The 20,570-nt window shown below is 69.8% G+C and carries 23 protein-coding genes; 7 read left to right on the forward strand and 16 right to left on the reverse strand.

The features are described from left to right. Positions 1-20: 20 nt before the first annotated feature. The 7 genes from AC3EO4_RS44880 to AC3EO4_RS44910 all read right to left on the reverse strand — a co-directional run bounded on the left by AC3EO4_RS44880 (position 21) and on the right by AC3EO4_RS44910 (position 5,599). Positions 21-176, reverse strand: a complete 156-nt coding sequence (locus AC3EO4_RS44880; RefSeq protein WP_431901921.1) for a hypothetical protein — start codon at positions 174-176, stop codon at positions 21-23. Further along, entirely contained in the window at positions 173-1,096 is a 924-nt protein-coding gene (locus AC3EO4_RS44885; RefSeq protein WP_379578449.1) for an NAD-dependent epimerase/dehydratase family protein, read from the reverse strand. The genes AC3EO4_RS44880 and AC3EO4_RS44885 overlap by 4 nt, the downstream gene beginning before the upstream one ends. A gap of 346 nt (positions 1,097-1,442) precedes the next feature. Beyond that, on the reverse strand, positions 1,443-2,924 hold the full coding sequence (locus AC3EO4_RS44890; protein ID WP_431901924.1) for an MDR family MFS transporter: 1,482 nt from the start codon (positions 2,922-2,924) through the stop codon (positions 1,443-1,445). Positions 2,925-3,096: 172 nt separating this feature from the next. After that, positions 3,097-3,789, reverse strand: a complete 693-nt coding sequence (locus AC3EO4_RS44895) for a DsbA family oxidoreductase (RefSeq protein ID WP_431901926.1) — start codon at positions 3,787-3,789, stop codon at positions 3,097-3,099. A 54-nt stretch (positions 3,790-3,843) separates the two neighbouring features. Further along, positions 3,844-4,494: an LUD domain-containing protein gene (locus AC3EO4_RS44900; protein ID WP_431901927.1), complete on the reverse strand. Its 651-nt coding sequence runs from the start codon at positions 4,492-4,494 to the stop codon at positions 3,844-3,846. A gap of 83 nt (positions 4,495-4,577) precedes the next feature. Next, the gene (locus AC3EO4_RS44905; RefSeq protein WP_431901928.1) at positions 4,578-4,928 is read right to left on the reverse strand and encodes a DoxX family protein; all 351 of its coding nucleotides are present in this window, start codon (positions 4,926-4,928) and stop codon (positions 4,578-4,580) included. 251 nt (positions 4,929-5,179) lie between these two features. Then, positions 5,180-5,599, reverse strand: a complete 420-nt coding sequence (locus AC3EO4_RS44910; protein ID WP_431901931.1) for a hypothetical protein — start codon at positions 5,597-5,599, stop codon at positions 5,180-5,182. A gap of 196 nt (positions 5,600-5,795) precedes the next feature. Between AC3EO4_RS44910 and AC3EO4_RS44915 the strand changes: the two genes are divergently transcribed. The 7 genes from AC3EO4_RS44915 (at position 5,796) to AC3EO4_RS44945 (ending at position 10,888) form a co-directional block, all read left to right on the forward strand. Continuing rightward, the gene (locus tag AC3EO4_RS44915; protein ID WP_431901933.1) at positions 5,796-7,136 is read left to right on the forward strand and encodes a glucose/sorbosone family PQQ-dependent dehydrogenase; all 1,341 of its coding nucleotides are present in this window, start codon (positions 5,796-5,798) and stop codon (positions 7,134-7,136) included. A gap of 108 nt (positions 7,137-7,244) precedes the next feature. Next, a complete protein-coding gene (locus AC3EO4_RS44920; protein WP_379578435.1) occupies positions 7,245-7,394 on the forward strand; it encodes a hypothetical protein in 150 nt (49 codons plus the stop codon). Positions 7,395-7,407: 13 nt separating this feature from the next. Then, on the forward strand, positions 7,408-8,202 hold the full coding sequence (pqqB, locus tag AC3EO4_RS44925; RefSeq protein WP_431901935.1) for a pyrroloquinoline quinone biosynthesis protein PqqB: 795 nt from the start codon (positions 7,408-7,410) through the stop codon (positions 8,200-8,202). Beyond that, positions 8,199-8,870: a pyrroloquinoline-quinone synthase PqqC gene (gene pqqC, locus AC3EO4_RS44930; protein WP_431901938.1), complete on the forward strand. Its 672-nt coding sequence runs from the start codon at positions 8,199-8,201 to the stop codon at positions 8,868-8,870. Before pqqB ends, pqqC begins: the two co-directional genes overlap by 4 nt. Continuing rightward, positions 8,867-9,106, forward strand: a complete 240-nt coding sequence (gene pqqD / locus AC3EO4_RS44935) for a pyrroloquinoline quinone biosynthesis peptide chaperone PqqD (protein WP_379578429.1) — start codon at positions 8,867-8,869, stop codon at positions 9,104-9,106. Before pqqC ends, pqqD begins: the two co-directional genes overlap by 4 nt. Next, complete coding sequence (pqqE, locus tag AC3EO4_RS44940) at positions 9,103-10,179, forward strand: pyrroloquinoline quinone biosynthesis protein PqqE (protein WP_431901940.1); 1,077 nt, start codon at positions 9,103-9,105, stop codon at positions 10,177-10,179. Before pqqD ends, pqqE begins: the two co-directional genes overlap by 4 nt. Before the next feature lie 379 nt (positions 10,180-10,558). Then, positions 10,559-10,888, forward strand: a complete 330-nt coding sequence (locus tag AC3EO4_RS44945; RefSeq protein WP_431902021.1) for a MarR family winged helix-turn-helix transcriptional regulator — start codon at positions 10,559-10,561, stop codon at positions 10,886-10,888. 734 nt (positions 10,889-11,622) lie between these two features. Here the strand turns inward: AC3EO4_RS44945 and AC3EO4_RS44950 are convergent. The 9 genes from AC3EO4_RS44950 to AC3EO4_RS44990 form a co-directional block, all read right to left on the reverse strand. Continuing rightward, entirely contained in the window at positions 11,623-12,006 is a 384-nt protein-coding gene (locus AC3EO4_RS44950; RefSeq protein ID WP_379567714.1) for a hypothetical protein, read from the reverse strand. A gap of 109 nt (positions 12,007-12,115) precedes the next feature. Beyond that, positions 12,116-13,537: an amidase gene (locus AC3EO4_RS44955; RefSeq protein WP_431901943.1), complete on the reverse strand. Its 1,422-nt coding sequence runs from the start codon at positions 13,535-13,537 to the stop codon at positions 12,116-12,118. Next, the gene (locus tag AC3EO4_RS44960) at positions 13,537-14,601 is read right to left on the reverse strand and encodes a C45 family autoproteolytic acyltransferase/hydrolase (RefSeq protein WP_431901946.1); all 1,065 of its coding nucleotides are present in this window, start codon (positions 14,599-14,601) and stop codon (positions 13,537-13,539) included. The genes AC3EO4_RS44955 and AC3EO4_RS44960 overlap by 1 nt, the downstream gene beginning before the upstream one ends. Continuing rightward, positions 14,598-15,407, reverse strand: coding sequence for an ATP-binding cassette domain-containing protein (locus AC3EO4_RS44965; RefSeq protein WP_431901950.1), 810 nt, complete (start codon positions 15,405-15,407; stop codon positions 14,598-14,600). The genes AC3EO4_RS44960 and AC3EO4_RS44965 overlap by 4 nt, the downstream gene beginning before the upstream one ends. After that, the gene (locus AC3EO4_RS44970) at positions 15,404-16,384 is read right to left on the reverse strand and encodes an ABC transporter ATP-binding protein (RefSeq protein WP_431901953.1); all 981 of its coding nucleotides are present in this window, start codon (positions 16,382-16,384) and stop codon (positions 15,404-15,406) included. Before AC3EO4_RS44970 ends, AC3EO4_RS44965 begins: the two co-directional genes overlap by 4 nt. After that, a complete protein-coding gene (locus tag AC3EO4_RS44975; protein ID WP_379567745.1) occupies positions 16,381-17,226 on the reverse strand; it encodes an ABC transporter permease in 846 nt (281 codons plus the stop codon). Before AC3EO4_RS44975 ends, AC3EO4_RS44970 begins: the two co-directional genes overlap by 4 nt. 5 nt (positions 17,227-17,231) lie before the next feature. Beyond that, complete coding sequence (locus AC3EO4_RS44980; protein WP_431901955.1) at positions 17,232-18,173, reverse strand: ABC transporter permease; 942 nt, start codon at positions 18,171-18,173, stop codon at positions 17,232-17,234. 2 nt (positions 18,174-18,175) lie between these two features. After that, positions 18,176-19,705 (reverse strand): ABC transporter substrate-binding protein, encoded by a 1,530-nt coding sequence (locus tag AC3EO4_RS44985; RefSeq protein ID WP_431901958.1) that lies wholly within the window; start codon positions 19,703-19,705, stop codon positions 18,176-18,178. Between the two features lie 10 nt (positions 19,706-19,715). Then, entirely contained in the window at positions 19,716-20,555 is an 840-nt protein-coding gene (locus AC3EO4_RS44990) for a serine hydrolase (protein WP_379567728.1), read from the reverse strand. Positions 20,556-20,570: the final 15 nt, after the last annotated feature.

The raw sequence follows: 20,570 nt of genomic DNA on the forward strand, positions 1-20,570 counted from the left end.
GGTAGGTGCCGGCTCCGTCGCTACCTACGGTGGGCCGCTGGACGCGGCCCACCACAGACATCGCCGAACCAGTTGAGGCGGGCGCTGTTGCGGGTGCAGAGGTGGAGGTCGAGGGCGGGCTGGGCGGCGAGCACGGGCAGGTACGCCTTCTCCGCGATGTCACCCAGGCCGATCACGGCTGACTTCGTCCGTCGAGCGTAGCCTTGAGCGCCTGGTCGATCGGAGTAGGCGCCACGCCGAACGTGCGCTGGAAGGCCGACGAGTCGAGCACGAACGGCTCAGTGAACTGGTAGCGGACGTGCCCGAGCTCGCCGATCAGGGGCGAGAACAGACCGGCCGCCCGCACCACGGGCCACGGCAACTGCGCCATGCGAGGCGCGGGACGGCCGAGCAGCGCCGCCACCCGCTCCCCCACCTGACGGAAGGTCACCGGCTCGGCGGTCGGCACGTGCCAGGGCCGACCCCAGGCCCGCTCGTACCGGCCCGCCATGATCAGGGCGTCGGCCACGTCCGGCAGGTACGTGAAGCTGTGCGGCACGTCGGCCGGCCAGACGAGCTGGATGGTCTTGCCCGCCCTGAGCGGGACGAGGAACCGGTCGCCCAGGTAAGACTGGTCGGTGGCGCCAGGACCGAAGTAGTCCGAGCCGCGGACCTCGGTCGCCCTGATCCGGCCGGCCTCGTGAGCGGCGCGGGCGTCGGCCCATATCTTCGCGCGTACCTGCGCCTTGGGGCTGGTCGAGGCGAGCGGCAGGTCCTCGGTCATCGGGACCGAGACGGGACCGTAGGCGTAGAGGTTGCCGAGCATCACGTAGACAGCATCACTGGCCTCGGCGGCGGCCAGGAAGGACTCGGCCATCGGCGGCCAGTCGGTGAGCCAGCGGTGATACTTCGGGTTGACGCAGTTGTAGAGGACATCCGCCCCTCGGGCGATCTCGATCATCCTCCCCTTGTCGGCCACGTCCGCGGCGACCCTGACCGCCCCTTCCGGGCCGCTGCCGGACCGGGTCACGACGGTGACCTCATGCCCCTGGGCGAGGAGCTTGGTGGTCACGTGCGTGCCGACCTGGCCGGAGCCCACCACGATGTGCTTTCCCATGATCAGACCTGTTTCCAGACGATGCGGAGTACCGCGTTGAGAACGAAGAGCGCGAAGAAGACGGCCGCGGAGGTCGTCAGGCCGGTGTAGAGCGCCAGGGTGCCGCCGCCGAACCAGAGGATCTCCAGCGCGGCCCGGGCCAGGCCGGTGAGCGGGAAGGCGGCGCTCGCGGCGCCGGGGGCGCCGGCGACCTGGCGGATGGCGGATGGCGGGAATACCGACGAGGCCCGTGCGATCGCCCGCGGAGGGGATCGTGGCGAAGCTGGCTGCTCCTTGGCTGTGGTTGGGAGGGTGGGTCGATGAAGTCCCCGGCGCCACCGGCGGCGCCCGGAGACCTGGGTAACGGCTACGTGCGATGCCCGCTGTCGGGGTGCCTGTGTTGATCGGCGTTCGACGCCGTCGAAACCGGGCGCATGGTGGTGATGGCGTCGCTGTCGCGCACGCGCAGGGAGATGAGAAAGCCGATCAGCGCGAGCGCGGTGGTGACGAGGAAGATGTCGTGGTAAGCGGCGAAGAGCGCTTCCTGCCTGCCGGCGAGATCGGCGGCGCGGGCACCGAGGTCGGCGAGCCTGGAGTCGGTTCGCGCGGTGAGCAAGGTGGCGACCGCGGCGACGCCGGCGGCGCTGGCGACCTGACGGGTGGTGGAGAATACCGACGAGGCTCGGGCGATCGCCGTGGGGGTGATCGTGGCGAAGGTGGCGGCCTGCAGGGAGATGACGGTGAGTGCCATGCCCGCGCCCATGGCGAACAGCGCCAGCCTGACTGCCCACAGGGTAGTGCCGGGTCCGACCATGATCAGCATTGCCTGGGCGGCGGCGATGATGCCGAATCCTGTTGCGAGCAGGCGGCGAGGGCCGACCTTCGGGTACAGGCGGCCGGCCAACGGGAGGAAGGCCATCATGCCCAGTGCCTGGAACATCGTGACGAGGCCGGAGCCGGTCGCGTCGACGCCCATCTGATATTGCAGCAGCAGTGGCACCAAGAACAACGCGCCCATCAGCGCTCCTGACGCCGGAAGCATCAGCAGGTTGCCGGTCCGAAACAGCCGGTCCTTCAGCAGGCGCAGGTCGATCATCGGCTCGCTGCGGGCCAACTCGATCGTGGCGAACACTGCCGCCAGCGCGAGCCCGGCGCCCAGCTGCACGAGCACCGGGGCGGCGCCCCACCCCTCTCGAGCGCCACCGTCGAGGCCGAGCAGCAGCAGCGCGAGCGCGGCACCGCCGGACAGGAACCCGGCGATGTCGAAGCGGCCAGGACGATCCGCGCGTTCCTCGCGAAGGGCCACCATCGCGAAGAGCAGACCGAGCACGCCGATCGGCACTTTGAGGAAGAAGATCCATCGCCAGCTGACGTTGTCGACCATCCATCCGCCAAGCACCGGGCCGAAGGCCGGGGCGATGGTGGTTGGTATGGACAGCACCGCCGACGCCTTTGCCCGCTCGGCCGGCGGGAAGGCGCGGAACAGCATCGCGGTGCCGACCGGGGTCAGCAGCCCGCCGCCGACGCCTTGGACGACCCTGGCCACGATCAGCTCGCCGAGCGATCCGGCGATCCCGCCCCAGGCCGAGGCGGCGGTGAAGACCGCGAGCGCGAACAGGAAAGTGCGCTTGGTGCCGAACCGGTCGGCGACCCACCCGGAGGCGGGGATGAACACCGCCATGCTGACCAGATAGCCGGTGACCAGCCACTGCAGCGTCTCGGTCCCGACGCCGAAGTGCTGGCCGAGTGCGGGCAATGCGGTGTTCAGCACAGTCATGTCGAGGATCTCTATGAACAGCCCGAACACGAACGCGGTGGCGACCAGCCACTTGTATGGCACCCGTCTCACCACGGTGCGACTCCTGCCCATCCGCCCATCGAGCTCCTGACACCAGCCGACAGGGTCGAACAATCAAGGAGCGCAGAGGTCTGGTGCGGTGCGGTGCAGGGACGCGGTCGCCGCATCGGGTGCAACCTCGCCCGATGCCAGCGGTAAAGGAAAGTCATGGTCATGCCCGTGGTCAGATCGTGCAGGTGCCGGCCACGCCGGCTGGATTGGGTGTGGTGTCGCCAGTTTCGGCATCCCCGGCCCCGGCCTCGTCGCGGGCGCGTTCGAGCGCGTCGAGCAGCGCGGGTATCTCCTGGACGCCCTGGATCGCGTGGCGGCCGTTGACGACGATGGTGGGTACAGAGCTGACTCCGCGTGCGTGCGCGGCCGCGATCTCCGCCGTGACTTCGCGTACGCCTGTGGATCCGGCCAGCATGTCCAAGACGTGCCGGCGGTCCAGGCCCGCGGCGGCCGCCGCGTCGGCGAGCACGGCGTGGTCGGTGATGTCCCGGCCGTGGGTGAAGTAGGCGGCGAACAGCTGCTCCAGCACCCCTGCCTGCTTCCCTTCGGCCTCGGCCAGCCGTAGCACTCGGTGGGCGTCGAGGGTGTTACCGATCAGTGCATGATCGAAGTTCATTTCGATCCCCTCACGCGCCGCCATCCGCGAGGTGCGTTCAAGGACCGTGCCGACCTGCGACCCCAGCTTCTGACCAAGGTGCCGGCGAGCCGGGGTGCCCGTGGCCGGGGCGCCCGGATCGAGCTGGAACGGCCGGTAGACGATCCGGACACCGTCCGTTCCCCGGAAGTTGCGCAACGCCCGCTCCAGTCGGCGCTTTCCGATGTAGCACCACGGGCAGACGATGTCGGCGTAGACCTCGATCGTCATCGTGTCGTTTCGGGTGGAGCTGGTCATGAAGTCCTCACTCAGGAGCATGGGTGATCAGAACCCGATGGGTTCGCGGACGAGGACCACGGTGCCTCGGTCGGGGAACATCTCGCGGTCGATGATGAGGATCTTGGAGAGCAGAGCCGGCGTGCCGTAGGCCTGGCGGGCGCGGACGTCCTCGCGCGGGTAGGCGTAGGCCTCGATGCGGCGCAGCGCCGTGTCGAGGTCGGGCACGATCTTCTGAGAACCGACGACCCAGAAGGCCCGGCCCGCGCCGAAGCTGTAGGGTCCGAGCTGGCTGCCGCTACCTGAGGCGGTCAGCAGCCGCCCGTCCTCGGTCACCGCGTGCACGCTCCCGACCACGACGTCGGGGGCGGAGCCGACGGCACGCATCTCATCGAATCGCCCCTCTTCGCGCAGCCGCATGAGCTTGGGGCGCACGGCGTCGAACCGGCCGGAAGCATTGATGTCATCGTCCAGGCCCGATAGGCGGAGCGTTTCGCTGGAGACGGTGAGGACGCTCCGATCGCCGGGCAGCAGCCGGTTGACGACGGCACGTGCGTCGGCTGCTGTGTCGACGATCTCGACGGCGTGGCCCTTCTCCCGCAGGGCGGCCGCGGTCCGCTGGAGCTGCTCCTCCGTGGCGGGCCGTTCGAAACGGGTGTCGATGGGGAGACCGGTCTCGGTCATGGCGTGAGTGGTCATCACAATGCTCTTTCTTGTTTCGGGGGGTTGAGTCGGTACAGCTGCGCCCTGTCGCGGAGGCGTCGGGCGGTGCTGGTCATGTTTCAGCCGGCCAGCCCGAGGCCGAGTGCGGTCGCGCTGAGAATCAGCAGGACCAGCGACGGCAGGGTGTGCTTGGCGGTGTCGCGGGCCTTGATATGAGAGGCGACGGCGCCGGCCATGAGGAGCGTCAGTCCGGTCGCGGCCGCGACCCCAAGGACTTCGATCCACAGTCCGGCGATCAGCCCTACGGCTCCGAGGATCTCCAGCGCGCCGATGACGCGCATGAGCCCGGCTGACACCCCGAGCCTGCTGAGCTGGGCTGCCATGTCGTCCTTACCGGAGAGCTTCGGGAAGCCGGCTCCGGCGAAGGCGAGAGCCAGCAGGAGGGATAGGACGGCGGTGGCGATGAACATGGACGCAAGCTCCTCGCGTAGAACGTTCAATACTTCAGTGACTGAAATATGTTCTACCAGAAGTTATCGCAGCCGACGCCAGGGGGTCCAACTTGCGGTGTCGTGAGAGGAGCAGCACCGAGCGAGCGGGAACGCAGTGCGCATGCGGTCGCCATGGGCAGCAGTGGCGTAGAGAGGGAGGCGAACCGTCGCCCGAAAATCAGCGCCGGGAGCGGGGGCCGGCTGCCGATCGAGCCAGACGGAGCCGAGGATCAGGATCCGGTCCAGGAGTTCACGGCGCGCCGATGACCCGCTCGCAGATGGCGTTCATTCTCGGCCTCCACCACGACGTCACACGCGGTGATCGCGTGGGCTTGAGCGGACAGGAACTGCCGCCGGCTCAGCCCGGCCCGGCGCCGGATCGATACCCGCCGCATGAGGATCTCCCACACCGTAGAGGCCGCGATGGCGTAACCCAGGCGGGCCGACTCGCCCTGGATCCGCCGATGTGCCCCCCGGGCCGGGTTCTCCCGCACCATCCGAACAACCAGTGCCGGGCTAAAGATCAAGGTAGGACATATCATCGCGCGCTTGCCCTTCGTGCTTCTGGCCACCTCCAATACCGACGTGGCCTGCGACGCGTCGCCACGCGAAGATCCCACCGGGTGCGGGGCAAGGACCACCGCATCCACGCCGCCGGCCGCGACCCGCTCCCCGCGCCGTCGCGGCTGTGCGCCGTGAATACAAGCTCCCGTCAGGACGAAATTAATAATTGCCCCTAAATACATCGATATGTAGCGATGTGTGCATTATTGGGAGATATATGGCTGCATGAGAGCGACTTTTTATGCCTGTGCTGTGGCCACCCGTGGCAGGCCTGATCGGTTCGTGCGGCACTACCACGGGCGCACCGGCCTGCAGGCGGTAGGTCTGGCAAACGCGCCGACGGCGAGCTCCGAGGCCGGTGCCAAGCCCAAGGTGGTGGTCAGCGGGCTCGCCGATCCTTACGAGCTGCTCATGGGGCCGGACGGTTACCTGTGGCTGACGGAGAAGAGCGGGCTGAAGGTCAAGCGCGTCAAGCCGGACACGGGGGCGGCGAGCGTGGTGCTCGACTTGACCGGCACCGCGGTGCACAGCCCACACGGCAAGGACGGCGTGCTCGGCATGGCGTTGCACCCCGACTTCGGCAAGGGCCGCAGATCCGACTACGTCTACCTGGCCTACTCCTACGAGGGCAACGGCGGGAACGCGACAAAGATCTCCAGGTACACCTGGGCGGACGGCAGACTGAACGAGCCGAAAGACGTGATCGTCGGGCTGCCTTCCGGAGACGATCACCAGGCGGCCAGGCTGCGTTACGGCCCGGACGGCAAGCTCTACTATTCCGTCGGTGACCAGGGCGCCAACTACGAGAAGCATTACTGCGTGCCCAACCAGGCGCAGTCGCTGCCCACCAAGGAGCAAGTCGACGCCAAGGACTTCGGGCTCTACAAGGGCAAGATCCTGCGCATCGAGCTGGACGGGTCGGTGCCCGGCGACAACCCGGAACTCAACGGCGTGCGCAGCCATGTCTTCGCGTACGGCCTGCGCAACCCAAACGGGCTGGCCTTCAAGGGCAGGGATCTCTACGTCGCCGAGCACGGCCCGGCGACCGACGACGAGCTGGACGAGATCGACGCGGGCAAGAACTACGGCTGGCCCGATGTCGCCGGTAACAAGGACGATAGGAACTACGCCTACGCGAACTGGTCCAAGGCCGAGGGCGGCTGCGCCAAGCTCACGTTCACCGCGGACCCGGCCCAGGTGCCCGTACAGGTGCCGCAGACCAAGGAAAGCGCGTTCGACCAGAACTTCGAGAAGCCGCTGACCACGTACGGCACCACCGTGGACACCGGGTACGCCCTGGGCACCACGAGCACGTGCCCGGACCCGGTCTCGGCCTACATCTGCTGGCCCACCATCGCCCCCGCCAGTGTGGAGGTGGCCGGCGACGACCTGCTGGTCACCTCGATGAAGGACGGCGCGGTCTACCGCATGGACGACGACGGCGAACACCGGGAGAAGCTGTTCGACACGATCAACCGCTACCGCGACACTGCGCTCAGCGCCGACGGCAAGACGCTCTACATCGCGACCGACAGCAGCGGGATCACCAGGGGCGCGAACGGCGCGCCGACCACGGCGCTGGCCAACCCGGGCGCGATTCTCGCCGTGCCATACACGAGTTAGCACATGTCCCGCTATATACGACATTTGCAGTTTTATGGGATAAACCAGCACGGGATTGGGCCATTATTCACCTGTATCCATGTGGGACAGACTCCGAGGAGAAGACCCATGGACAAGCAGAAGAGCGACAAGCTCGAGCGGCCCGTCCACGCCAAGAAGCAGCGAGCACGTGCTGAGGACGTCATCTGGCACAAGCCCGCGTACCAGGTGGTCGAGGCCTCGATGGAGATGTCGGCCTACCTCCTGGCCACCAGGTAGGGCCGGAACCGCGGTGCGCCTGCAGGTCCTGGGTACGGCCGCGGGCGGCGGCGTTCCGCAGTGGAACTGCGGCTGCCCGGGCTGTCGTGGCGCCCGGGCCAACCCGTCGTGGCGCAGGCTGCACGCCTCGCTCGCGATCGAGGCGGGGTCCGGGCAGGTCTTCCTGGTCAACGCCACGCCCGACATCGGCGAGCAAATCGAGACGTGCGCGTGGCTGCGCCCGGAAGGCAGGTCCAGCGCGCTCGCGGGTGTCATCCTCACCGACGCGGAACTCGACCACACCCTGGGCCTGGCCCGGCTGCGCGAGGCCGACACGCTCCGGGTGGTCGCTACCGACACGGTACGGCAGGCGGTGAACGAGATCCTCGCCATGCTCGAGCCGTACGTCACCATCGAGTGGCTGACCTTCGCGGACATCGGAGCCGAGGCGGTGCCCGTTTCCGGCAAGCGGCCGAGATACGCCTCCGCCCGGCCGCCCGGCGCGTGGGTGAGTGCGCTGCGCTGGGCCGGCCTGCTCTACGCACCGGCCATGGGCGTCTGGCCGGACGTCACCGCCGGCGACGCGGAGGTCCTCTTTGTGGATGGCACCTTCTACACCGACGCAGAGCCGCTGTCCTTCGGCCAACGGACCGCGACGCAGATGGGCCACCTGCCGATCGAGGCGACCAGGGGCCGGCTGGCCCGGCTCGGCACCCGCTGCCTCTACACGCACCTGAACAACACCAATCCGCTCGTCGACCCGGGCTCGCCGCTGCACGAGGGCCTGGGCGTCGAGGTGGCGCGAGACGGAATGGTGATCGACCTGTGAACGAGTTCGAGAAGGCGCTGCGCGCCGTACCCGCACGCCGCTACCACCACCTGCACCCGTTCAACCGGCGGATGCACGACGGGCTGCTGTCGAAGGAGGAGCTGCGCGGTTGGATCCTCAACCGGTTCCACTACCAGCGGCACATCCCGATCAAGGACGCGTTGATCCTCGCCAAGCTCGAGGACCCGGCGCTGCGCCGTATCTGGATCCACCGGATCACCGACCAGGATGGTTCCGAGCCCGGCGAGGGCGGCATCGAGCGCTGGCTGCAGCTCGGCGAGGCGGCGGGCATCCCGCGCGCCGACCTGTGGTCCGGCGCCGGCGTCCTGCCCAGCGTACGGCTGGCGGTGGACGGCTACGTGAACCTGTGCCGCACCGGCAGCCCGTTGGAGTGCGTGGCCTCTTCCCTCACCGAGTTGTTCGCGCCCGACCTGATGCGTACCAGGATCGCCGCGTTCGAGAAGCACTACCCCTGGATCGACCCGGAAGGCCTGCATTACTTCCGCGCCCGGGTCGGCCAAGGCCGCCGCGACAGCGGCGAGGCGCTCGCGCTGGTCCTCGACTGGGCTCGTACCGAGGCGGACAGGACGAAAGCGATCAAGGCGCTGGAGTACAAGTGCGAGGTGCTGTGGACGCTGCTCGACGCCGTCGACCGGGCGTACACATGAGCTGGAAGCCCGCGCTGGCTCCCGCGGCCCGGCTGCGTCACTGCGACATCCGGCAGGCGGAGCTCCTGATCGTGCCCGAGCGGATCGTGGTGCTGAACGACACGGCGGCGGCCATCGTGCGGCTGTGCGACGGCACCCGCACGGCTACCGAGATCTCGCGACACTTCCCCCAGGCCGGCCCCGACGACGTCACCGACTTCCTCGACGACCTCCGAGGCCAGGGGTGGCTGCGATGAACGCGACCGTGCCACCGCCCTGGGCCATGCTCGCCGAGGTCACGCACGGGTGCCCGCTGCGCTGCCCGTACTGCTCCAACCCCGCCGAGCTGGTCCGCAGGTCCGCCGAGCTGGACACCGCGGACTGGAGCCGGGTGATGAAGCAGGCGGCTGCGCTCGGCGTGGTCCATGCCCACATCTCCGGCGGCGAGCCGCTGGTCAGACGCGACCTCGCCGAGATCGTCGCCGCAGCGGAAGGGATCTATTGCCAGCTGGTCACCAGCGGCGTCGGGCTGACCGCCGCCCGACTGGCCGAACTGGCCGCGGCCGGGATCGACAGCGTGCAGCTCTCCGTCCAGGCGCATACGGCGGCCGCGTCGGACCGGATCGCCGGACGCGCGTCGTTCGCGGCCAAGGAACGGGCCGCCGCCGTGGTGAAGGACGCGGGCCTGCCGCTGGGCCTCAACGTCGTGCTGCACCGGCACAACCTGGACACGGTCCACGAGATCATCGAGCTCGGCATCGCCTGGGGCGCGGCCAGGATCGAACTGGCCAACACCCAGTTCTACGGCTGGGGCCTGGTCAACCGGCGAGCCCTGATGCCCAGCCGCGCACAGCTCGCCCGGGCCGCCCGGGTGGTCGAGTCCTGGCGCCACCGTACCGACGTCGAACTCATCTGGGTGGTGCCCGACTACTTCGACGGCGTGGCCAAGCCGTGCATGGGCGGCTGGGGAGCCATTTCGCTGACCGTGGCGCCGGACGGCCGGGTGCTGCCCTGCCCGGCGGCGTACGGCCTGCCGCTCGACCTGCCCAGCGTGCGCGACCACCAGCTGGAGTGGATCTGGTCCGAGTCGCCTGCCTTCAACGCCTACCGCGGCACGGACTGGATGCCCGAGCCGTGCCGTGGCTGCCCACGCAAGACCGAGGACTTCGGCGGGTGCCGTTGCCAGGCGTTCGCGCTGACCGGTGACGCCGGCCGTACCGACCCGGCCTGTGCCCTCTCCCCCGACCACGGCCTCATCACCGAGCTGACCAGGAAGAACGACGCGGAGTTCGTCTACCGCTCGATGTCGCACCGGCCCGCCGCCACCTGAGGTTCGACACGAGCTCCTCCAGCCGGGCCACGGCCTGCGTGCGGTGGCCGTGATGCAAGTGACCCAGGGGCGGCGGGTTTGCTCCATGCGCGGCAGGAGGAAGTCAGCGCGTGTCTGGGTATCGACCTGGCATGATGCCGGCCTTCCTTCGCCGTCCCACCCTCGGGTAAGGACTTGCTTTACCCCTTGTGCTTGGAACACACAAGAGGCATGAGATAGTTCAATAACTGAAACAGTGAGGGCGGCGGGGGAAGTCGTGGCGGAACAATACATCGATTGGCCAGACCCCGAGGGCCAGGAGATCGTGGAACGCCTATTCGCTGCGGATGCGGCTCTGCGGGCTCACTTTGAGGAGACCGCCGCCGCAGTCGGCGTGACCGTGCCGCAGGCTCACACACTGCTTCAGCTTGGGCAACCTCAGCGTATGGGCCAGATAGCCGGCCAACTGCACTGCGAACCCTCCCACGTTACCGGGATCGCAGATGCTCTCGAGCAGTGCGGTTTCCTGCGGCGGGAACCCGACCCTGATGACCGAAGGGCCAAGCGACTCGTTCTCACCGCGTCGGGGCAGGACCTTCGGGGCCGTCTCCTAACCCATCTGTTCGAGAGAGCGCCGATCATCTCGGTGCTCAACGTCGACCAGCGGACCGCCCTGCTGTCGCTGCTCCGTCTGGCTCAATCGGCAGCCGACCCCAGCTCCCGGCGCTGACTTTCGGGCGACGGTTCGCCTGTACTGCTTCAAAACTCGTACATGTGGTCTGAGCTGGCGTTTCATCGGGTCAGTTCAGCATCTGGCCGGTGCACTCAGCTCGCACGGCGCGCACCCAGCGGTCGGCATAGCAATTTACTCGCGGCATCCGCGGCGGAGTCTTAAGCACCGTGACACCCTCGCCGGCGAAGATCTCATCGAAGACGGCGGTGAACTTGGCATCCCGGTCACGGATGAGGAACCGGAACGAGCCGGCCCTCTGCCCTGCCGGTGATGACTCAGATTGCTCCGGCCGTGGCCGTAGCCGTGAGAGCGGCGCCTTATGTCAGGACCGTCACGGTCGCTCTCGACCTCTCGAGCCTTCGGATCGGATTCCAGGTTGACCACATGGCGAACCAACCGCAGATGCCCGCCGCACCCAGACCTTCCTCTCCGGCCCCTTCAGCGCTCCCGGTGATCCACAGACCGGCGAACGCACGGCTGCTGAGCATCCTGGTCGCCGCTGGCGATCGACTTGCCGCATCGATCCCGGCGAGGTGGGCGCCGAGATCGAGCGCAGCCTGGAGATCTTCGACCACGGCCTGCGGCCCCGCCCCACCATGCCGTGAAGAAGAACGCCCGCCGTTTGAGCTGGGGGCCGTGCTGCAGCCGGCAGCCCAGCGTGGGCCGACCTCATGGGAATCCTGCGGGCTGACCCTGCACCGGCCGGGCCGGCCCGCAATCGCACGACCCCGCTACGCCGCCAGGACGCTCACCGCGAGGACCACGTATCCGGCGGAGAGCCCCACGAACATGGCGTTGTCAAGCCAGCGCATCACTGGGTGCTCGGCCAGCTCCGGCTGTATCGCGACGGGGAAGAACGAGAGCGGCGCCACCCACGAGAACACCACGATCGGGATCAGCGCCACCGTCGGCACCGACGGCACGGCGGCGCCGATGGCGATGAGCATGGTGCCCATCATGAGCAGTTCGATGTGTCCCTGCCGCACCCTGCGGGGGTCGCGCAGACCTCTTCTGAGGCGTTCGGCGCGTGGCGTGCGCGTGATGTAGACCATGAACCAACCTGTCAGCACGCCGACTGTCAGTTCGAGGACACCTATCTTGACCAGCAACGGCATGTAGATCCCTCCATGTGGGCGAAGAAGTCACGGACCTGGTCGAGCAGGACGGGGAACAACGGTGTCCGGCCCAGGTCGTCGTTGGTCTGCGTGGTCCCGTGGCGGCGGCTCACAGCGTGGGCCGCCAGTCGTCGCGGGTGTACCAGGGCAGCGCGGCGGCGATCACGGTGCCGATCGCGAAGACGGTGTGGTCGTCGTATGGCCTGCCGACCACCTGGATGCCGGTCGGCACTCCCGTCGCCGACCGTCCTGACGGGACGCTCAGCACGGGGCAGCGGCTGGCCAGGTTGAACGGCACGGTCAGCGGCGCTTCGAGGTTGTGGTCGAGGGTGACACCGTCGACCACCAGCGGCGTTTCGAGGTGGTCCTCGCCCGCGACGAGGGCGGGGGTGCCGGAGGTGGGGCAGACGATCGCGTCGAAGCGGTCGAAGACATCCGCCAGGTCGGCGTGGACGCGTGTCTCGACCTCCAGCGCACGGTAGAAGCCGGTCTCGGCGGCGGCCTTGAGGCTGCGTTCCATGAAGTCGCGGGCGTAGCGGGTCAGCCCGTCGCCGCGGGTCCTCACCTCGTGGGCGATGTACGGCCCGAAGATGCTGCCGTAGTGGGCCCAGGCCGCACGCATGATCTCGGCCCGGTTCCACGGCAGCTCGATCTCCTCGACGACCGCGCCGGCCTCGGTGAGCGTGTCGGCCGCCCGCCGGGTCGCGGCCGCCACCTCGGCCTCGACCGGGTAGTCGCCGAGGTTGAGGCACAGCGCGATCCTGTGCCCGGCCACCGGGCCCGGCCGGGTGGGGAGGGGAGCCGGCGCGGGGAGCGACACCGGGTCGCGGGGGTGCTGTCCGGCGATCACGTTCTGCAGCAGCGCGCAGTCGGCGACGGTGCGCGCCATGGGCCCGTCGTGGCAGTAGTGGTCGAGGTTGTACGGCGCCAGCCCGGGCACCCGCCCGTAGGGCGGCTTGTAGCCGACGACGCCGTTGAACGAGGCCGGGATCCTGATGGAGCCGCCGATGTCGGACCCGGTGGCGAGCATGGCGGTGCCCGCGGCGAGTGCGGCGCCCGAGCCGCCGGAGGAACCGCCGCTGGAGTAGCGGGGGTTCCACGGGTTGCGGGTCACTCCCCACAGGTCGCTGTGGGTGAAGCCGCCCGCGCAGAACTCGGGTGTGGTGGTGCGGGCGTGGATGATCCCGCCCGCGGCGACGATCCTGTCCACGATGGGGTGGGTGACGGTGGCGATCTCGTCGGCGAGCATCAGCGAGCCGTCGCGGTGTGGATGCCCGGCGATGGGCTGTTCCTCCTTGATCGCGACGGGCAGCCCTTCGAGTGGCCGCGCGGTGCCGTCCGCGTAGCGGCGTTCGGCCTGGCGGGCCTGTTCGGTGGCCTGCTCGAACCATCGCTCGGCGAAGGCGTTGACGGTGTCCTCGGTGTGGCGGGCCCGCTCGATGACGGCGTCCATCACCTCCACCGGTGACAGCTCGCGGGCGGTGAACGCGGCCACCGCCTGTGCGGCCGACAGGTACACCAGCTCGTTCATCATGACTCCTGCAGGGGGTAGACGGTGTAGACGCCGGTGTCGGGAGGTCCCGCGCACACATGCAGCCGCCTGGCGCCGATGTCGGCGATGGTGGAGATCACGGTGGCGATGTCCACGTCCGGCGCGTCGGCCGCGTGGTGGCAGAGGGCGTCGGGTGCGCCGGTCCTGTCGGCCAGGATCGTGGCGACCTCGGCCACTCCCGCGGTGGGGCCCGCCGCGGACAGCAGGTCGCCGAGGCGGGCCAGCCTGGCCCGTGAGTTGCGCAGCCAGGCGCTCGGTGCCCGCTCGTGTGCGGAGATGTCGCTGACGAAGTGGTTGGTGTGGATCAGGACACCGTCGACGGGCTTGAGCCGTCCGACGGCCGACGGGGTCGTCTCGATGTCGAGCGCGCCTTCGGGGTCGGCGATGAGCAGGTTGCGCGGGCCCGAGCGGGGCACCGCGCCCACCGCGTCGGCCGCGCGCCGCCTGCTGGTCTTGGCCAGCGCGATGCGGGTGAGGAGGTAGCGGGGCACCCCGATCCCCCAGCCCGCGGCACGCAGGAAGTTGCCGAACACGGTGACCCCCGCCGCGTTCATCCCGTGGTGGCCGAGCTGCCCTGCCGGGGTGACCGTGATGAGTGCCGGCGCGCGGGACGGGCGGCGCCTGAGCACGACGAACAGCGACCCGTAGGCGGGTGGCAGGTCGGCGTTCTGGGCGGCCAGCGGCCCCGCCGGTCTGCCGGGGCCGACCAGGGCGAGCGAGCTGCACTCGGGTACGGCGGTGCCCCAGCCGGTCAGCTCCGCGCGGAGTTGCAGGATCCAGGCGTCGGCGGCGGTCAGGCCCGCCCCCTCCCCCACCCCGTCCACCTCGGCGGCCAGGTCGGGCGCGAACGGTGCCGTGGCCTCCCGTACGGCCAGCGCGTGTCTCCTGGCCTCCGACACCGGCATGCCGCGGGCGGCCAGCCCTTCGACGATCAGGCCGTGATGGTCGCGGACCAGGTGGCGGACGGCTTCGCCGTAGGCGTGACCTGCGGCCCTGCCGTCGCCTATGACGTCGATCTCGGTCAGCCGGACGGGCTCGTTCACCCATCCACCTCCTTCGTGACGGGTCGTGTGGTGAGGGGGCGGCGGGCGCGCAGGGACGGCACCGCCGCGACCAGGGCTCTGGTGTAGTCGTGCCGGGGGTCTTCGTAGACCTGCGGGGCCGGACCGATCTCGACGAGTTCGCCGCGGCGCATGACGCCGATCCGGTCGGCGATCAGCCGTACCACCGACAGGTCGTGGGAGATGAAGACGCAGCCGAAGCCGGTCGTCTCGCGCAGTTCGGCGAGCAGGTCGAGGATCTGGGCCTGGGTGGAGACGTCCAGCGCCGAGACCGGTTCGTCGCAGACCAGCGCGCGGGGACGGCAGGCGATCGCGCGGGCGATGGCGATGCGCTGGCGCTGGCCGCCGGAGAACCGCGTGGGTGGGTGACCGGCGTGTTCGGGCCGCAGGCCGACCCGCTGCAGCAGTTCGGCGACGCGCTCGGCGCGTGCCGCGGCGTCCAGGTCGGTGTGCAGCCGCAGCGGTTCGGCGATGCTGTCGCCGACCGTCATGGCGGGGTTGAGCGAGCCGAGCGGGTCCTGGAAGACCATCTGCAGGTCCCTGCGCCGGGAGCGCAGCGCGCGTCCGCGCAGGTTCGCGATGTCATCGCCGTCCAGGAGTACCTGGCCGCGATCGGGCTTGACCAGGCCGACCAGCATCCTGGCCGTGGTGGACTTGCCCGATCCGCTCTCGCCGACGACGGCGAGCGTCTCGCCGGCCGCCACGGTGAAGGACACCTCGTGGACGGCGGGCCGTGCCGCGCCACGGAACGTCCTGGTCAGTTCGCGTGCCTCCAGCACGATGCTCACCGGTCGACTCCTTCCAGGGTCAGCGCGTCGTGTCTGGCGCACCGCACCCGTCTGGAGTCGGTGACCCTCCGGTCGGCCGGTGGTGTCCGGCACTCCTGGCGCGCGTGCGGGCAGCGTGGGCCGAACGCGCAGCCGTCCGGCAGCGCCCCCGGCGAGGGGACGGTGCCGGGGAGCGCGAGCGGGTGGCGGCCGCGCATGGCGTTCTCCGGGGCGGCGGCCAGCAGGGCGGCGGTGTAGGGGTGGAGCGGGTCCTCGAAGACCTCTCCCACCCGGCCTTCCTCCATGAGCGTGCCCGCGTACATGACGGCCAGGCGGTGGCAGGTGGCGGCCACGACGCCGAGATCGTGGGTGACGAGCAGCATGGCCATGCCGAGCTCGTCCTGCATGCGGACGAGGAGGTCGAGGATCTGCGCCTGGATCGTCACGTCGAGTGCGGTGGTCGGCTCGTCGGCGACCAGCACGTCGGGCTCGCAGGCCACGGCCATGGCGATCATCGCGCGCTGGCGCATCCCGCCGCTGAAGGTGTGCGGGTACTCCCCCGCCCGCCTGCCGGGATCCTCGATGCCGACGGCGCCGAGCAGGTCGACGGACTGCCGCCGGGCGGCGGAGCGGCCGAGCCCGAGGTGGCGGGTGAGCACTTCGCTGATCTGCCGGCCCACGGGGAGCGCGGGGTTGAGGCAGGCCATGGGGTCCTGGAACACCATCGCGATCCTGCGTCCGCGCAGGTCGGCGAGGGTTCTGTCGTCGCGGCCGACCAGTTCGGTGTCGCCGAGCTTCACCGATCCGGCGGTCACGGACACGCCGCGAGGCAGGAGGCCGAGCAGCGCGAGAGCCGTCATCGACTTGCCCGAGCCCGACTCTCCGACCAGGCCGAAGGCCTGGCCGGGGCCGAGTGTGAACGACACGTCCCTGACCAGCGGGACCGCCCGGTCGCCGGCGCCGGCGGAGATGGACAGGCCCGATACCCGCAGCGTCATGACGGCTCCCGTTCTCTGTGGGCCCGCGTGTCGCGCAGGCCGTCGCCGATGGTGTTGAAGGCGAGCACCGCCGCGAGGATGACCAGACCGGGGAGGATGACCAGCAGCGGCGCCTGCTCCAGGTGCCGCACGGCCCGCTTCAGCATCGACCCCCAGCTCGCCTCGGGCGGCTGGACGCCGATGCCGAGGAAGCTCAGGCTCGCCTCGGCGAGGATGGCGTAGCCGAACGTGAGGAAGGTCTTGACGACGAGCGGGGTTCGGACGTTGGGCAGGACGTGCCTGACGATGATCCGCGGGGTGGAGCATCCCGTCGTGATCGCCGCCTCGACGTAGGTCCGCCCGCGTACCGCGATCGTCGCGCCGCGCGCGACCCGGTAGAAGCCGGGCGCGTAGACGAGGCCGACGGCGATCATGGCGTTGGTGAGGCTGGGGCCGAGGGCGGTGGCGATCGCGATGGCCAGGACGAGTCCGGGGATCGACAGGGCGGCGTCGGCGACGCGCGAGACGACCAGGTCGAAGCCGCGGCCCAGGTAGCCGGCCACCACGCCGGAGGGTACGCCGCAGGTCACCGCAACCGCGACGGCGAGCAGGGAGGCGCCGAGCGAGACGCGGGTGCCGTACAGCAGCCGGCTGAGCACGTCACGGCCGGACTCGTCGGTGCCGAGCCAGTGGGCGGCGCCCGGGCCCTCCAGCCGGTGCAGCAGATCCTGGTCGGTGGGGTCGTACGGCGCGATGATCGGGGCCAGGACGGCGGCCAGGACGAGAAGGGCCAGCAGGACGACGGCGAGCGTGACGTCCACCCGCCTGCCCCACGTCCGTCCGCCCCGCGATCTCAGAGTCATGATGGTCACGCGGCTGCTCCCGGAGTGAGCCAGCGGTAGGCGAGGTCGACCGCGAGGTTGGCGGCCACCACGACGACCGTGCTGACGATCACGATGCCCTGCAGGACGGGCAGGTCCTGCCGGGTCACCGTGATCTCGGCCAGCGTTCCGAGCCCCGGCAACCCGAAGACGGACTCCACGACGACGGCGCCGCCGAGCAGCTGTCCCGTCTCCAGGCCGATCACCGTCACGTACGGCACCGCGGCGTTGCGGAGTGCGTGCCGGCTGACGACGGCGGCGGGCAGCAGTCCCTTGGCCTTGGCCGTGCGGATGAAGTCGGCGTCGAGGACGTCGGCCAGCGCGGCGCGAAGCTGCCTGGTCGGCTCGACGGCGGCGGCCACGCCCAAAGTCACCGCGGGCAGCGCGAGGTGCGCGGCGAAGACCGTCACGCCGTCCTCGAGCGGCCGGTAGCCGGTGGCGGGGAAGACCGGCAGGGCGATCGCGAAGGCCAGGATCAGCATGAGCCCGAGCCAGAACGACGGGGTGGCGACCGCCAGGGCGGTCACGGAGGAGATGATCCGGTCCAGCCTGCCGTCGCGCCGCACCGCGGCGAGGACGCCGAGCGGAAGGGAGATCGCCACGGCGACGGCCATGGCCGCCACCGCGAGCGAGAGCGTCACAGGCAGCCGGTCGGCGAGGATCTCGCTGACCGGCTGGGAGTTGTAGAGCGAGGTGCCGAGGTCGCCCTGGAGCGCGCCGGCGGCCCAGGTGAGGTAGCGGACGGCCAGCGGCTGGTCCAGGCCGAGTTCGGCGCGGACGGCGGCGATCTCCTGCCTGGTGGCGTGCTCGCCGGCCAGGTGGATGGCGGGGTCGCCGGGTACCAGGAAGGCCAGCGCGAAGGTGATCACCGACACGACCGCCAGCACCACCGCCGCGCCGGCGATCCGTTTGGCCAGGTAGACGACCATCGTCAGCTCATGCCCACGACGCGGATGTCGTCGTATCCGGTGAGGAGTTTGTCGAAGTCCTTCACCTTGTCGTTGGTGGCGAAGAACAGCTTGCGGTTGCAGATGGGGACGTTGTACGCGGCGTCGGCGACGAGCTTGACGATCTCCCGGTAGTTCTCCTGCTGGACGGCACGGTCGGCGGTGGCCGCGCGCTCGGCCAGTTTCTCGATCTCGGGCACGGTAAGGTCGCCCGGGTTGTTGAGCCCGTCCTTCAGGTAGTTCTGCTGGGTGACCAGGCGCGGGTCGGTGCCCGCCGCGCCGATCTGGCTGACGAGCGCGTCCGCCTCTCCCTTGTTCTGGTAGAGGTCGATCGACTGGTCGGCGCTCATCGGGCGCAGTTTCATCTCCACTCCGACCGCGGTGAAGCCGTCCTGCAGTGCTTCGGCGAGCTGGACGAAGGCGGCGTTGTTGAACACCAGGGCGGTGAAGGAGAACCCGTCGGGGACGCCGGCTTCGGCGAGCAGCTTCTTGGCCTTGTCCGGGTCGTAGGCGTAGGCGGTGTCGAGCGAGGGTTCGTGTGCCCAGTGTCCCTGGGGTGCGGGCTGGACGGTCGGCTGGCAGGAGTTGAGGAGCAGTTCGTCGGCGATGGCGCGGCGGTCGACGGCGTAGTTGAGTGCCTGCCGTACGCGCTTGTCGGCGAACTTCGATCGGGAGGAGTTGATGTTGAGCTGGTAGACCAGGCCGGTGAGGAACTCGTTGATCTGCAGTCCCGCGTCGCGGGCGGCGCCGACCTGCTCGGGCCGGATGAGGGTGGCGTCGTACTGGCCTGACCTGAGTCCGTTGAGCCGGGTGTCGTCCTCGTTGACGAACGTCATCTCCAGCCCCTTGAGCCGTTGCGCGCTCTTGTCGTAGTAGCCGGCGAAGGGTCGGTAGGTGACGCGGTCGTCTCTGCGGTAGCCGGTGACCTGGTACGGGCCTGACCCCACGGGCGCGCGGTCGAGGTCGGCCTTGGTGAAGGCGCGCGGGCTGACGAGCGCGCCGCCGCGATGCGCGAGCGCGTTGAGCAGGTCGGCCTCGGAGCCGGTGAACTCGATGGTCACCTTCCCCGCCTCCGCCCGCACCGAGGTGATCATTTTCAGCAACGGCTTGGCCGTGGAGGCCTGGTCGTTCATGGCTCGGTCGAGGTTGGCGCGGACGGCCTCGGCGTCCAGCGCGGTGCCGTCGTGGAAGGTGGCTCCCCCGCGGATGGTGAAGGTGGCCTTCTGCTTGTCCACGGTCCAGGACTCGGCGATCATCGGGGCGATCTGGCCGGTGGGTGTGATGGTGACCAGGCGGTCGTAGACGGGGAGGATGTACAGCTCGTCCCATGCGGTGGAGGCCTTGTGCGGGTCGAGCGTCGAGGGGAAGGCGGTGTAGGCGAAGCGGAGGACGGCGCCGCTCTGTGCGGTGGAGGTCGGGCCGGTGCCGGTGCCGCCTCCGCACGCCGTGGTCAGCGCGCACGCGGTGGTGACGGCCAGGCAGGCCGCTGCGAAGCGGCCGGTCAGTGGGGTCATAAGGGTCTCCTCACGGCTGCAGCTCCTCCCAGCACGCCCGGCTGAGAGTGGCGATGTGGGTACGCGCAAGGGCGGCCCCCGGCAGTCCGTCCGGCAGGACGGCGGGGACCTCGTCGGTGTAGACGGCCAGGATGTAGCGGGGCCGTCCGTCGGTGTAGAAGACGCCGGCGTCGCTGACGTCGCGCCAGCCGACGCCGCTCTTGTGGGCGATCGGGGTTCCATACGGCAGCAGCGCGGGCAGTGCGTCGCGGAACTGCTGGCCGCGCAGGACGTCGAGGGCGAAGGAGCACAGGGACGGCGGGCAGCCGAGCCGTTCGTCGGTGCCCTCGGCGCCGCTGACGACCAGTCCCAGCAGGCGGGCCTGGTCGTCGGGGGTGGTGACGTTGCTGGCGTCCACCGGGTGGTCGGGGGCCAGCGGGGGGATGAGCGCGTGCCGGTGCCGGGTGCCGGTCAGGCCGGCCGCCGCGCACAGGTCGTTGACCGCGTCCAGCCCGATCAGGTCGATGACGTGGGCGGTGCAGAGGTTGTCGCTGAGGATGATCATCAGGGTCACCGCTTCACGCAGCGACAGGGACAGCCCGGGTTCCAGATGCTGGAGTGAGCCGGTGAAGACGCGATCACGGTAGCGCTCGTCGATGGTGACACGCTGCCCCAGATCCACCTCGCCACGGTGCGCGGCGCGCAGGACCGCCATCATGACGGCCACCTTGCGGGTGCTCGCGGCGGGGAACGGACGGCTGCCCGAGCGTCCGGCACGCTCACCGGTACGGAGATCGAGCAGGGACCAACCCGTTTCGAAGGGCTGCGTCTCGCACAGGTCGTCGAGACGCTTTGCCAGCGGCTTCACCATGGCGGCGACTGTAAG

The sequence above is a fragment of the Nonomuraea sp. bgisy101 genome, from assembly GCF_057708945.1.

Excerpts from the sequence above, each read along its gene's own strand:
- AC3EO4_RS44885 (WP_379578449.1), bottom strand. The coding sequence starts at position 1,096 with ATGGGAAAGCACATCGTGGTGGGCTCCGGCCAGGTCGGCACGCACGTG.
- AC3EO4_RS44970 (WP_431901953.1), bottom strand. The coding sequence starts at position 16,384 with ATGACGCTGCGGGTATCGGGCCTGTCCATCTCCGCCGGCGCCGGCGAC.
- AC3EO4_RS44955 (WP_431901943.1), bottom strand. The coding sequence starts at position 13,537 with ATGAACGAGCTGGTGTACCTGTCGGCCGCACAGGCGGTGGCCGCGTTC.
- AC3EO4_RS44905 (WP_431901928.1), bottom strand. The coding sequence starts at position 4,928 with ATGTTCATCGCCACCGCCGTCCTATCCCTCCTGCTGGCTCTCGCCTTC.
- AC3EO4_RS44980 (WP_431901955.1), bottom strand. The coding sequence starts at position 18,173 with ATGGTCGTCTACCTGGCCAAACGGATCGCCGGCGCGGCGGTGGTGCTG.
- pqqD (WP_379578429.1), top strand. The coding sequence starts at position 8,867 with ATGAGCTGGAAGCCCGCGCTGGCTCCCGCGGCCCGGCTGCGTCACTGC.
- AC3EO4_RS44985 (WP_431901958.1), bottom strand. The coding sequence starts at position 19,705 with ATGACCCCACTGACCGGCCGCTTCGCAGCGGCCTGCCTGGCCGTCACC.
- AC3EO4_RS44975 (WP_379567745.1), bottom strand. The coding sequence starts at position 17,226 with ATGACTCTGAGATCGCGGGGCGGACGGACGTGGGGCAGGCGGGTGGAC.
- pqqE (WP_431901940.1), top strand. The coding sequence starts at position 9,103 with ATGAACGCGACCGTGCCACCGCCCTGGGCCATGCTCGCCGAGGTCACG.
- AC3EO4_RS44920 (WP_379578435.1), top strand. The coding sequence starts at position 7,245 with ATGGACAAGCAGAAGAGCGACAAGCTCGAGCGGCCCGTCCACGCCAAG.
- AC3EO4_RS44900 (WP_431901927.1), bottom strand. The coding sequence starts at position 4,494 with ATGACCACTCACGCCATGACCGAGACCGGTCTCCCCATCGACACCCGT.
- AC3EO4_RS44950 (WP_379567714.1), bottom strand. The coding sequence starts at position 12,006 with ATGCCGTTGCTGGTCAAGATAGGTGTCCTCGAACTGACAGTCGGCGTG.
- AC3EO4_RS44990 (WP_379567728.1), bottom strand. The coding sequence starts at position 20,555 with ATGGTGAAGCCGCTGGCAAAGCGTCTCGACGACCTGTGCGAGACGCAG.
- AC3EO4_RS44895 (WP_431901926.1), bottom strand. The coding sequence starts at position 3,789 with ATGACGATCGAGGTCTACGCCGACATCGTCTGCCCGTGGTGCTACATC.